The sequence below is a fragment of the Metabacillus rhizolycopersici genome (genome assembly GCF_020075705.1).
The window spans coordinates 1-13783 of the sequence record NZ_JAIQUM010000047.1 but is presented as its reverse complement, the minus strand read 5'-3'; the positions used below and the strand labels follow the sequence as shown (position 1 = coordinate 13783).

General features: G+C 35.9%; 10 protein-coding genes and 1 pseudogene. 5 read left to right on the top strand and 6 right to left on the bottom strand.

What is annotated here, in order from left to right; translation table 11 throughout:
- Positions 1–36: 36 nt before the first annotated feature.
- The gene (gene solA / locus K9V48_RS18180) at positions 37–1173 is read right to left on the bottom strand and encodes an N-methyl-L-tryptophan oxidase (RefSeq protein ID WP_224140578.1); all 1137 of its coding nucleotides are present in this window, start codon (positions 1171–1173) and stop codon (positions 37–39) included.
- Positions 1174–1329: 156 nt separating this feature from the next.
- On the opposite strand from solA, the pseudogene K9V48_RS18175 reads away from it, so the two are divergent.
- A pseudogene (locus K9V48_RS18175) lies at positions 1330–1569 on the top strand (helix-turn-helix domain-containing protein); the annotation flags it as partial.
- Positions 1570–1768: 199 nt separating this feature from the next.
- On the opposite strand, the gene K9V48_RS18170 reads toward K9V48_RS18175, so the two are convergent.
- From K9V48_RS18170 to K9V48_RS18160, 3 genes are all read right to left on the bottom strand, one after another.
- Positions 1769–2893 (bottom strand): GerAB/ArcD/ProY family transporter, encoded by a 1125-nt coding sequence (locus K9V48_RS18170; protein WP_224140576.1) that lies wholly within the window; start codon positions 2891–2893, stop codon positions 1769–1771.
- 257 nt (positions 2894–3150) lie between these two features.
- Entirely contained in the window at positions 3151–4257 is a 1107-nt protein-coding gene (locus K9V48_RS18165; protein ID WP_224140574.1) for a GerAB/ArcD/ProY family transporter, read from the bottom strand.
- Between the two features lie 378 nt (positions 4258–4635).
- A complete protein-coding gene (locus tag K9V48_RS18160; RefSeq protein WP_224140573.1) occupies positions 4636–5196 on the bottom strand; it encodes a hypothetical protein in 561 nt (186 codons plus the stop codon).
- A 581-nt stretch (positions 5197–5777) separates the two neighbouring features.
- On the opposite strand from K9V48_RS18160, the gene K9V48_RS18155 reads away from it, so the two are divergent.
- The 3 genes from K9V48_RS18155 (at position 5778) to K9V48_RS18145 (ending at position 8594) form a co-directional block, all read left to right on the top strand.
- Entirely contained in the window at positions 5778–7154 is a 1377-nt protein-coding gene (locus K9V48_RS18155) for a HAMP domain-containing sensor histidine kinase (protein WP_224140571.1), read from the top strand.
- Entirely contained in the window at positions 7151–7828 is a 678-nt protein-coding gene (locus K9V48_RS18150; RefSeq protein WP_224140569.1) for a response regulator transcription factor, read from the top strand. The genes K9V48_RS18155 and K9V48_RS18150 overlap by 4 nt, the downstream gene beginning before the upstream one ends.
- A 208-nt stretch (positions 7829–8036) precedes the next feature.
- A complete protein-coding gene (locus K9V48_RS18145; protein WP_224140567.1) occupies positions 8037–8594 on the top strand; it encodes a YdhK family protein in 558 nt (185 codons plus the stop codon).
- Positions 8595–8786: 192 nt separating this feature from the next.
- Here K9V48_RS18145 and ybaK read toward each other — a convergent pair whose 3' ends face one another.
- Positions 8787–9269 (bottom strand): Cys-tRNA(Pro) deacylase, encoded by a 483-nt coding sequence (gene ybaK, locus K9V48_RS18140; protein WP_224140565.1) that lies wholly within the window; start codon positions 9267–9269, stop codon positions 8787–8789.
- A 700-nt stretch (positions 9270–9969) separates the two neighbouring features.
- Here ybaK and helD point away from each other — a divergent pair.
- Positions 9970–12321, top strand: coding sequence for an RNA polymerase recycling motor HelD (gene helD, locus K9V48_RS18135; RefSeq protein ID WP_224140563.1), 2352 nt, complete (start codon positions 9970–9972; stop codon positions 12319–12321).
- Between the two features lie 163 nt (positions 12322–12484).
- On the opposite strand, the gene K9V48_RS18130 is transcribed toward helD, so the two are convergent.
- Positions 12485–13489 (bottom strand): DUF3231 family protein, encoded by a 1005-nt coding sequence (locus tag K9V48_RS18130; RefSeq protein ID WP_224140561.1) that lies wholly within the window; start codon positions 13487–13489, stop codon positions 12485–12487.
- Between the last annotated feature and the right edge of the window lie 294 nt (positions 13490–13783).

Here is a 13783-nt window from a genome sequence, read left to right as displayed (position 1 = left end):
AATTAATACTTCACCACTATCTAACGTCCTCTTTCATTAGAGGCTTTTTATAAATCGATTGATTGAAAATGGAGAAATATTTTGTTCAGTCTTCCCTGAAATAATCAATTCTCCTAAAATCTGACCAACAACACTACTAAATTTAAAGCCATGTCCTGAGAAACCTGATGCAATGGCAACATTTGAATATGTAGGATGCAAATCAATAATAAAGTGTTCATCAGGAGTAAGTGTATACATGCATGTTTTACCGTACTTTAATTGTTGTTTAAAAGGCATGTAGTCATTCAAAAATTGCATTAAATCTGCTTCATCTTCCTCTACTTCACCAAACCCTAGTATCGATTCATCTGGATTTATTTTTTCTCCTCCATCATGACGACCTACTTTTAATCCAGAGCCATTTATGCTTGGAAAGCCATAATAAAGGCCTTGAGATGTCTCAAATGAAAAAGCTGGAAAATCTTTATGATTATACAAATGTTCATTGGCATCGAACCAAGCAAATGTTTTTCTAGTCGGTTTCAGAGGAAGGTTCAAATTTAACATGGAAAGGAGACTCCCTGACCATGCCCCTGCTGAAACAACTAATGCATCAGAGTAAAAAGTCTGTTCCTCGGTCTTGATCGTTACTTTTTTGTCATGAACTACTATTTCTTTTACTTTACTGTTTGTTAAGATTGAAGCTCCATGTAGCTCTGCAAGTTCCCTATATGCTTCAATGCAATCTTCACATTTTAGCACTCCTGATGTTGGTTCAAAGCACCCAATGTAATCGTTAGGTAAAGTGATACCAGCCCAACGCTTATTCACTTCACTTGAATCTAGAACATCAAGTGGCAACGAATATCTCTCTGAACTAGAGATTATGTTTTGGATGAAATCCGATTTTTCATTACCAACGTTAAGAACTCCAGTTTGGAGAAATAACTGTTTTTGAGTAACTTTCTCTAAGTCATGCCATAATTCTTGAGCTTTGAGAGCTAACGGAACATAATCTTCTCCTTCTCCATAAGCATGCCTAATAATTCTTGTGTCTCCGTGATGACTTCCCTTGTCATGAGGTGGGTTAAAGGAATCTAATAATAAAGTTCTTTTTCCACTCTTTGATAAAAAATAACCTGCTGCCATCCCCATTGAACCTGCTCCAATTACAATTACATCATAATGCATATTATTTAACTAACCCCCGTAAATAATTATTCCTACAAACAACCTTAAGTTTACATTTTCCTATTTTTATTAATATTCTAACACTTCACAATCACTTCTAAACTTTAACATAGTTATCTAATTTTCTTAAAGAGTGTTATTCCATAAAATGACCCGATTGCTGAATTAGAAAGAAACCTTATTGCTGAGAGAGTAAAGGAAGGACTCGAAGCAAGTAAAAGGCGTGGGAAAACATTAGGTAGACCCAAGTTGGATAAAGAAAAGCTTGCTGTTGCGCTACGGATGTATGATAGTAAAGAATATTCTATAAAGGAGATAGTCTCGGCAACTGGAATATCTCAAGGTTCCTTATATAGAGCAGTCAATAGAAGAAAGCTTGAAGAAATAAAAAAATAGGGGTGCGTTTTATTATTTCTTCAAATTTACTTTGCGGTCTACAGCAAGAACCCTGTCACTAAGCCCTTTAGTTCAACAAGATACCAAAGTATTTAATGAATACTCTATACAAAACTAGTTTACATAAAGCCTCTTATAGGTAATAAAAAAAGCCATTGGGTTTAAATAAATCCGATAGGCCTGAAGCATAACATAATAATTATTTTGTTGCATTTGATTTCGATCTACTTTTCTTCTTGAAACCATTACGAATCATGGTAACAAGTAACATGAACAACGGCATGATCACCATGATAAGTGGAAAAAAGTAATATTGTGCCGTTTTTTGCCCTTCTTCAATATGTTCCGAAAAATCTGAGGCAATCGTCATTGATAAAAAGATGAGAATAATCCCGGCTGGTAAAACAATTTGTTGATGATTTTTTAAATTGAACAAATCGACTATTCCAATAACTGCACCATAAAAAAGAATGGCTATTTTGAAAAACATATTGATCAGAAGAGTAAAGACAACAAGAACATCCATCCGTTGTATAAAATCAAAAAGGTTGACTTTTCCGATGGTTGATAACAAAGGAAAAGTAGATCTCTCCACTACTTCGACACTAAGAACGGCTATATTTAAACTTGTTGTATAACTCAAGATAAGCCCACTTAAAATGACGGAAGAAAGCCAAACTTTTTTAGCTAATTCGGGCCGATTTAGATAAGGAAGCAGCATGGTAAAGACAATCATTTCTCCAAAGGGGAAAAAAGTAGTTAAAGGAAATGCTGTCGTTACGATTGGTTTCCATCCATTTTCAAGAAACGGCTGCAAATTATGGATATCGACATTACCTGAAAAATAGACTAACAAATTTCCTGTGAAGCCTATAAAGATCAGAATGACAACAAATACTTCTGCTGTCCTCGCTAATACTTCAATCCCTAGATAAAGTACATAACAAATGGCAAGAACCAACAATATATTGATCGCCAATAACGGTGTTTCTGTCAATGTCGATGAAAGCAGCAAATCACCAAAGTCACGCAAATCTCGAGCTGCATCGTACAAAAGGAATACGACGTATAATAGACCAATTATCCAGCCAACATATTTACCAAATATTTTCCTGGCATATCCGGTTAACGGCAGGTTCGGATATTGACGAAATAAAAAATAGTAAATGAAAAATAAAATAAGTCCACCAAACATCCCTAAAAGAATCGCGAGCCAGGCATCTTTTTTGGCAGTTATTCCATAACTTACGACCAATGCACTTCCAAGTTCAAACATAAATATCATGGCAAATAGTTGAATAACGCTAATTTTGGCTTTCTCCATCGTCGAGGGATCCCCCTCCTTTACCCATTATATGGTTTGATTCGCACGCTTGTTTGACTGATGAGCGCTTGTACGTCCCATCTAGTCATTCATCATCTCCTACTTTCCTATTTTGAATACTTTTAAGGAGTGAGGAATGTATACTCTATACAAATCTAGTTAACATAATCAAATGTTCTAGGAAGTTAAAAAAACCCTCGGAATTTGTTTAAACCCGATGGCTTTGGAATATAGCATAATAGCTATTATGTTGCATTTCATTCCGATCTATTTTTCTTTTTGAAACGATTACGAATCAAGGTAACAATTAGCATTAGTAATGGAATAATAATATGAAAATAAACGTTAATGTAACGATCAAAATATTTACCTTTCTCTATGTGTTCTGCAAAATTTGGGGCCCAAACCATTGACCCAAAGATAAGAATAAAACCAACTGGTAAAATAATCTGTTGATAATTTTTTAGCTTGAACAAATCTACGATTCCAATTAGGGTAACATAAAAAAAGATGGATGCCTTGAAAAATACCGTAATCAACAAAGTAAAAACAACAATAACATCCATTCGTTGGATAAACTCCAGAAGATTGACCTTTCCGATGGTTGATAACAAAGGAAAAGTAGATCTCTCTACTTCCTCAACACCAAGAACAGCGATATTTAAACTTATTGTATAACTTAAGACGAGCCCACTTGAAATTAAGGCAGACAACCATACTTTTTTCACTGATTCAGGTCGATTCAAATAAGGAAGCAGCATTATAAAGACAACCATTTGACCAAAAGGAAAATTGCTAGTCTCCAGAAGGGCCGTCGTTAAGATTGGTTTCCATCCATTTTCAAGAAACGGTTGCAAATTATGGAGATCGACATTGCCTGAAGCATATACTAAAAAATTCCCTGCCAACCCCAAAAGGATTAAGATGACAATAAATACTTCTGCTGTTCTCCCCAATACTTCAATCCCTAGATAAAGTACATAACAAATGACAAGAACGAATAAGATAATGAGAGCCAATAACGGTGTTTCGGGCATAGTCGATGAAAGCAGCAACTCCCCGAAACTACGAATATTATCGATAGCAGAATACAAAAAGTAGATAATGTATAACAGGCCAATGATCCACCCCAGGTATTTACCAAATACTTTTCTGGCATATCCGGTAAGTGGTAGATTTGGATATTGGCGAAATAAAAAGGAATAAATGAAAAAAAAGATAATTCCCCCAAACATTCCTAAAAGAATGGCCAGCCAGGCGTCCTTTTTTGCGTCTAATCCAAAACCTATGACCAATACAGTCCCCATCTCAAACAGAAACATCAAGACAAATAATTGAATGGCGCTAATTTTGGCTTTTTCCACCGTCTAGGATACCTCGCCTTCTTTATCCATTGTATGGATTGATCCGTTACGCCTGTACGTCACATCTAGTTATTCATCCTATCCTACTTTCCTGTTTTCAATACTTTTAAGACTAGTAATGCATTATATATACATTCCTAGTTAACATAAAACCAAGTTTAAGAAGTACTCAAAATTGCCAAATCTATGTGTATAAAGGGTTTGGTGTTTGTTCATTTTTATCATTTATGCATGAATTTATACAACGTTGATATATAAACGTTTTTAGCTTCTTAAGAAACCTAGCAGCTGCATAAAAATGTGGAGTTTTATGCAACCTCTTATTCAATATAATGGCCCTTTTGTTGAATAACGCTATAAAGAGATAGCTACGACTCCTTAATTAGTCTCCCAATCAACTTGTTCTATAATTTCCCCGTTTTTCGAGAGACCTTTAATGCTCGTAACACGACCACTAGCTAAATAATACCGACCATAATCTTTTTCAATAATTACTGCATCCATATAATTTTCCCGATCACCTTGTTCTAGAGTCACTATTTTCTTTATATCTTCATTGTTTATCTCACCAAAGCCAACAGGGATATCAATAACTAAGTTTCCTTCATGAGTATACTCTCTAAAAAAATCATGATAGATTGTAAATTGATCATTCTCTTGATGTTGCCAACCATTAGGGCCGATATTTTTCCAACCATCCTCATCATTTCCCTTAAAAAATGATACTCCTAGTACAGGTTCAATAAGATGAGGAAATTCTTTTCGTTCGGGTAATGTATCATATAATACAATTGAAATACCCTCAACCTTCTCTATATGTATAACATTATTAACCTTGTACGGAGTATCCCCTTTTATTGCCTCATTTAATGTTGAATAACTACATCCAGACATGATAATTAATAAACTTATAATCAGTAATCTAATCTCTCTTTTCATATAAATAGTTTCACTCCCAATTAAACATGTCGATTGTAATCTTACTCGTTAATCCTCCATGAAGTTCATAGGACTTTTGAGGAAAATGAACCGATTAGTAATCCCATCAATAAACTTCTATAAAATCAGACAAATCTAAATTTGTAAGACAGACTAAAAATCCAATTCTTATATCTTTGGTTTTTTGCAATTTTTTACACCTCCAAGTTATTTCTCAGAAAGATTGTAAAATATTAATATCGAAAAATTATGGAGAAACTATTAAACTATTGTGGACTTACAGTAATTCCAATTAATTGTAGTAACTATATAGTTGCTTGTTAAATACATGGTTTTTCAATTTTTTATCCCACCTTAACGGGCAGTAAAACTCCGACTTCAAGATTCGAGAGAAGCAAAGAAGATAAGTGGGAGATAACTGCCCGTAAAGATCCGATAAGTCTCGCTAACCATCAGTGGGGGATGAAGAAAACCCCCACTGATGGAAGTCTCACTTTATAAAAAATCCTTAAAAACTGCACAAAGTTTTGATATGAATACAATAACTATTTTTTTACTAATCAAAAAGCTGGTGATATTACTTGAACAAACTATCTTTAAAATTAGGTATCTGGTTTCTAGTTGTGATGCTCATAATAGAAATATTTTTACTCTATTTTTTACATGAAAACATCATAGATACACAAATACAAGAGGAATTATCTACGTTACAAGCGAGAGGTAACAATCATAGAGATGTTCTTGAAGAATCATATCGTCCTGAAACATTACATCATATCGCTTTAATGGAATCAAAGGGTGAGCTGGATGTTATTATTACAGACAAAAGTCAAAATATCATCATCAACTCTTCTGAAGTGGATCATGCTATCGAGAAAATATTATCTTATCGTTTAAAGAATGTTTCTCGTAATGGAGAAGTAATAGCAAAACGTTGGAAAGATGAACAGTATATTTCTACAGTTACTCCTTACTCTATAAATGAAAATCAAAAAGGGTATGTGTATATGTTTCTGAGTACCGATCATGTACAAGGCATTATTTCAAATTTAAATCATCATTTTGTTGTTGCAGCAGTTGTGACTGGATTTTTTTTACTTTTGACTATTGTATTTTTAACAAAAGTTCTAACTACTCCACTTATTCAAATGAAAAAGGCTACAGAAAAATTAAGTAAGGGTGATTTTTCAGTTCATTTTCCAAAAATGGGAAATGATGAATTAAGTGAATTATCTCAATCTATTACAATCCTTGCAAATGATTTAAAACATCTTAAAGAGGAGAGGAGTGAGTTCTTAGCAAGCATATCCCATGAGTTGCGAACTCCCTTAACTTATATTAAAGGTTATGCAGATATAGCTAAAAGGGAAAATATTGCTGATAAAGATCGAGATCATTATCTTGAGATTATATTTGAGGAATCCGAAAAGTTATCTGACATGATAACGGATTTATTTAATCTAGCCAAAATAGATAGAAATACATTTGTCATCAATCGAGTTAACGTACAGCTTTGTAACTACCTACATACTCTTTATGAGAAGGTACTCCCAGCTTTTAAAGAGAAAAAAATAGAACTAGAGTTAAATTGTAGAGAAAACATCAATGTCAGGATAGATCCTATGAGATTTGAACAACTATTATTAAATTTGCTAAATAATGCACTCAAATACTCTGAGCCTTATACTAAAACAAGTTTATCTGTCAAAGAAGAAAAGGGAAAGGTACGTATTATGATTACAGATGAAGGATCTGGTATTTCTACGGAAGATCTGCCCTTCATCTTTGAGCGTTTTTATAGAACAGAAAAATCACGTTCTAGAGATTCTGGTGGATCAGGATTAGGGTTATCGATTGTGAAGGAACTGATTGAAGCTCATGGAGGTAACATTGAGGTAGCAAGTGAACCTGGGAAAGGAAGTACCTTTACGCTTATCTTTAAGGAGATGACAGAATGAAAACGATATTGCTCGTGGATGATGAAGAAAGGATGCTTGATTTATTAAGTATTTACTTATCACCATATTATCATTGTATAAAAGTAAATTCTGGTCAAAAGGCGATTGACTATTTGAAAGATTCTCATGCAGATTTAATTTTATTAGATATCATGATGCCAGAAATGGATGGTTGGAGTACTTGCAGTCATATAAGGCGATTTTCTACTCTTCCTATTATTATGATCACAGCAAGAAGTGAAAAGCCAGATGTAGTTAAGGGACTACAATTAGGGGCAGATGACTATGTAACAAAACCATTTGATGAAGGAGAATTGTTGGCTAGAATAGATGCCTTATTTAGGAGAATAAATGATAAAGAAAAAAAGAGGATCCATTTTAAGGGGTTGTGGTGGGATGAGGAATTCCATGAATTAACATATGAAAAACATATCATTCAGCTAACTCCTAAGGAATTTTCAGTAATCGGATTATTATTAAAAAATCCAAATAAAGTCTTTTCACGAACGAATTTACTGGAAACCGTTTGGGGAAATAATGCTTTTATAGAAGATAGGACGATTGACTCTCATGTTCGAAATATCCGTGAAAAACTTAGACAAGTAAACTTTCCTATTGATCAATACCTTGCAACCGTTTGGGGAGTTGGATATAAGTGGGTAAACAAGGAATAAATAATAATTTACTAGATTGTAAATGATAAGTGTTAATCCTAAGAAATGAAGCTAAAGTGGTCACCGAACTGGTCACTGTTGATGGCACTCTATATGACAATAGCAACAAACTTTGCGAAAACAGCCTATTTTTAAAATTAGGCTTACTCCATAATTTCTGCACATTTACTTGGTATGATAGTGTCAATCGTTAAAGGAGGAGATTTACATGCTAAAAAAACAAGTTCTATTCTCTTTCATTGCATCCCTTTTCTTAGTACTTGGTGCATGTGCAAACGCTAATGATGAAAACACGGAAGAAATGGACCATAGCAACATGGATCATGGTAGTATGAATCATTCTAGCTCAGGTGAAGTTCCCGAAGGATTAGAAGAAGCAGAAAATCCGACCTTTGAAGTTGGAAGTCAAGCAATTATCCAGTCAGATCACATGGAAGGTATGAACGGTGCTGAGGCAACAATAGTAGGTGCGTATAATACTACTGTTTATACTGTTTCGTACACTCCGACAACTGGCGGAGAAAGAGTGGAAAATCACAAATGGGTTATTCATGAAGAGCTGCAAGATGTTGGAGAAGCACCATTAGAGCCTGGAACAGAAGTAACCTTAAATGCAGATCATATGGAAGGGATGAATGGAGCAACAGCTACTATTGATTCAGCCGAGGAAACGACTGTGTATATGGTTGATTTCACTTCTACTACTGGTGGAGAAGAAGTGAAAAATCATAAATGGGTAACAGAAAGTGAGTTATCTGCTCAATAAAGTATGATCAGATCACAACATAGGCACCTACCTCATCTTCAATGAAGATAAGGTAGGTGCTTACGCTTTGAGGACTATAAAATACTTCCTGCAAGTATTATCATTCTTGGTACTTAGTTTCTGAATGATAACCCATTTTGCTGCAAAGAAGACCTAAGCTTAGGTAAAGAAGCTGGTCCCATACCATTTTTATCATACAATGACGTCAAATTTCGCTTGGCATATTTTTGCTAAATCTTGTGGATCTACTTTTAGCTGCATACCGATTTTCCCTGCACTGACAATGATAAAATCAAGCGTTTCTGCAGTGGAATCAATATAGGTAGGGAACAATTTTTTCATTCCAATTGGAGAACAACCTCCACGAACATAGCCAGTTAATCCTAGAAGCTCCTTCACTGCAATCATTTCAATCTTTTTCTCACCTATTACCTTTGCCGCCTTTTTTAAATCTAGCTCCTCTGCAACGGGTACAACAAAGACGTAATATTGATTTTTTCCTGCTGTTGCAACTAATGTTTTATAAACATACTCAAAAGGATAACCTATTTTTTCAGAAACAGAGATGCCATCTACGGCTTTCCCAGCTTCTGTTTCGTAACTTAATAATTCATAATCTATTTTTTGCTGTTCAATCAAACGAACTGCATTTGTTTTTGTTCCCTTTTTTGCCATCCTATTCCTCAGCCTCCATCTTTCCTCGAGCTATCGTTCTAGTAAAAATATAATTGAATTGCGGTCAGGATTCTCATATGTAATTGGCAAATTCTCTTTAAATCCAATCTTTTTATCCCGCATTAACGGGCAGTAATACCCCCACCTCTAAGCTTGAGTGAATCACAAAGAGGAGAAAGTGGGGGATAACTGCCCGTAAAAGCTAAGGTAAGTCTCGCTATCCATCAGTGGGGGATAAGGAAAACCCCCACTGATGGAAGTCTCGCTTTATAAACGAAAAATTTCTTTGCTACGGCTGTCCTATCACTATCAACTTTAATTGAAACATTAAATACACACCTTTAATAGCATGGAAACGAACCCATGCTGTATGTGCAAGTTGAACTAGCTGAAGATATGTAGTGAAAGAATTGATTGTGAACTTCAATGATACACATACTGATTGTAAAGGTTCTGAGATATTACTAAGTAAATGGGAGAATGAAGTTAGAGTTAAAGTGGAGTTTTGAAGAGAGATACGTAAGTTAGTGGAGCAGAGGCCTGTCCAATACCGTTGTAAAAAATGAGAATCTGTGGTAAATTAATATAGATAAACATATTAATTTTAATTTTGTGTATATTTATCCTATTTTAATAATACAACAAAATTCTTTATTAGTCAACCCCCTTACATTTATTTTTTAAAAAAGGAGTGTTTGCGATGAATTCAGCATTTCATCAGGAACAAAAGCGAGTGGACAGCGTCATTGAGACAATTACGGAGCAAATAAGTAGGCTGGAGGAAGAAGCTTCTCGGCGTTTGAACGAAGTGGTTCATATTCGTAAACACTTTTGGGATGAAGTGAAAGTGAATGTTGATACATTCGATGATTATCTTGAGACCATCATCGGCTTGAGACAAGAGGCTCAACTTCTGTCTACAAGCCAAAGCACACATAGACATGCAGCAAAAAAAATGTCCGTGCTGCGCCGGATGAAGGATGCCCCCTATTTTGGACGAATCGATTTCATGGAAGAAGGAACTTCAATCGAGGAAAAAATCTATATTGGCATCTCTACACTTACGGATACAAGTGGTGATCAGTTCCTTATCTATGACTGGAGGTCCCCGATCGCGAGTGTATACTACGATTACCAGCCAGGACCAGCTCAATATGAAACACCTGGAGGCATAATTAAGGGTACATTTGAGAAAAAGTGGCAATACCTTATTCGCGGCGGTGTTCTTCAATCTGTGTTCGACACGAGTCTCACCATTGGCGACGAGATTTTACAGCAGGTGCTGGGCAAAGGGACTGACAAATATATGCACAGTATCGTAGCGACCATTCAACAGGAGCAAAATCGAATCATCCGCCATGATAACGGTCGACTGCTTATTGTACACGGTGCTGCTGGAAGTGGAAAGACATCGGCCGCTCTGCAACGGATTGCTTATTTACTCTACAAATATCGGAATCAGCTTCATTCGGATCAAATTATTCTTTTTTCCCCTAATGCGATGTTTAAAAGCTACGTGTCCAATGTATTGCCAGAGCTTGGCGAAGAGAATATGCAGCAGGTCACATTTCAGGAATATTTGGACCATCGGTTGAGCAAAGAGTTTGATGTTGAAAATCCTTACGAGCAATTGGAATATGTGTTAACTGCAGAAGATGCTCCTTCATATCGATCAAGAGTTGCTGCTATCCGTTTTAAGGCATCTATTCATTTTTTTGAGGCGATGAAATCATATAAGCAGTCTTTAGAATTAGCTGGTATGCAGTTTAAGGATATTCTTTTCAAAGGAAGATCCATTGCTACTGCTCAGCAAATGGTAGAAAGATTTTATAGCAGTGATACCTCACTCCGCTTCCATAACAGGCTTGAAAAGCTGAAGGATTGGCTGATTGAGAAACTAAATGAAATGGAAAAGCGTGAATGGAAGAAGCCGTGGGTACAGGAGGAGATCGAGCTACTTAGCAACGAGGAGTACCATAAGGCACATGCTTACTTAGCGAAAAAACGTGGCTTTAAAAGGGAAGATATTGCTGATTATGAGATGGAGCCTAAAGCGCTTGCCCGATTGATTGTTCGCCAAAAGTTGAAGCCATTGCGGAAACGAATCCGAGCATTTCGTTTCGTTGATATTAAAGGGATATACAAGCAGCTTTTTGCCGATCCTCTACAGATTAACCAGTGGATGGAGGGGAACATGCCTGCGGAGTGGACAGATATTTGCCAAGCGACGCTAGAAATGCTAGATGAAGATAAATTATTTTATGAAGATGCTACTCCGTTTTTACTGATGAAAGAGCTCATCCAAGGCTTTCAGACGAACAGCTCGATTAAACATATACTCGTTGATGAGGCACAAGATTATTCACCGTTTCAATTCGAGTTTTTGAAGCGTTTGTTTCCTTCAGCAAGGATGACTGTACTTGGCGACTTTAATCAAGCAATCTTTGCCCATGCGAGTGAAATGGTTGATTTTCACACACTTACTAGCTTATATGGACGAGATGCAACAGAAGTGATCAACATGACGCGCAGTTATCGATCGACAAAACCGATTATTGAATTTACACGCTCACTTGTGCCTAATGGCGAACAGATTATCCCTTTCGAACGTGACGGCGAACGGCCAGTGCTGACGCAAGTGTCCGATCGTACCGAACTGCATCGGCATATTGCTGAGAAAATACGCGACTGGAAAAATCTCGGATATAGTACGATTGCAATCATCTGCAAATCAGCTGAGGAAAGCATGAATGCCTATGAAGCCCTATCCAGCATCGAGGAAGTGAAGCTCGTGAAGAACGGCTCCATGGAATATGAACAAGGCGTTGTTGTCATACCGTCATACTTGTCCAAAGGTATCGAATTCGATGCCGTCATGATTTATAATGCATCAGAGCAAGTATATGGCGATGAGAGCCTACGCAGAGTGTTCTACACTGCTTGTACGAGGGCTATGCATCATTTGCATCTGTACAGTGTAGGTGAGCCGAGTCCGTTTTTACAAAATGCTTCTGATCAACAAATATTTGAACATAAGCAGGGGCTTTCATAAAAAACGCCAATTCTATTTTTAACCTTTCACAATGGGGCGCAATCTTAGAGAGGGGATAAGCGCCCCTAAAGTAAAAAAGTAGTGTTGTTTCATTCAACAATTGACCGAAACCTGGAAAGGCAATGCTCCATAATAACGTTTCTTTTTCATTCGCCACATCATTCTAACCATTTGCCAAATCTTCACGATCATCTGCCAGTGGAGGTTCCTCCATCCATCCGTGTTTAATCATAATATTAGCTCCATCTTCAGCGTAAAGTGAAATTTCTGGGATTAATGATGCATATTTCACTCCTAAATCTCTTCTTGGACTTGCTGCCATTGCCATTCCAAAATTTCCGATCCCTGCTACTATCATCGCTGATATATGAAACATGATTAACTTGTCAGAAAAAACATTTGTTGTACTATCTGATACAAATGAATCCCAACTCAGTGGAGCAGGTAAATCCTCTTTTATTAATACATTGCTAAATATGTCTACATATTTTTGGGAGAGTTGTTTTCCTCTTAATAAATATTGTTTCACTTCTTTATTGTTGGTAGTCTGAGCAAACCCTGTTATAAGTGCCTTTCCAATATAATTTTTTTGAATATTTAAAAATAAATGAGTGACTTCTACTGAAGTAAGTGATCTTTTTTTACCAAAAAATCCAGCCAAAAAGTGTTGTTTCTCTACAAAATCGACCTCGTCAGGAGTTGATATATAAGGGGGTCTTACATAGGTACCTTGTTTTAACATTAATTCCCTTGTTTTGTCCTGTAATTCAACTGCTGCATTTAACACCTTTTTATGGAAATTAACCACATCTGGTCGAGTTACTAGTCCCAATGCTGAACCATTCGCTGACATTGCAAGAATAGACATTTGTCGTAAATACATTAAGACAAATGTATCTGAAAAGAGTCTTGGGGCTTGTAGATTTACATCTTGATCTGTAAATCCAATAGGTATAGGGAACTTTCCCTTTGTAAAAATGTCTCTCATAATTGAAATATTATTTTCTGCTGTATTTAATGTCCATTCAATAACAGGACGTACTTCCGTATCTTCCACCTTTTCTAAGAAGTATTTATTTACACAGACTGCCAATGTGTCATTTATATACTGGGTCCATAAGCTTGACATTTCAGCAGCAGTTAATTGGATATTTGTTTTATCCTCCATTTGAGCAACCTCCTATTTATATATCAAGGAATAATATGCCCATTATTGGAAAATACATGAGAGAAGATTCACCAAGGGTAATACATGTAAGGAATTCATAGGTATAGTGGCTTTAATGTCCCCAGGGTATAAAAAAGTTGAAAAATTTACATCTTAAAGCAAGGCTGTTTTAGTAAACTTTGTTGTTTTTAAACTTACTTGATTTCTAATTCAACTTTTCGAAATGATGTATCGTCCATAATCATGATTTATTGTCAGAACTTGAGATTTTTTGTCCAAGCTCAAGGTTTTATT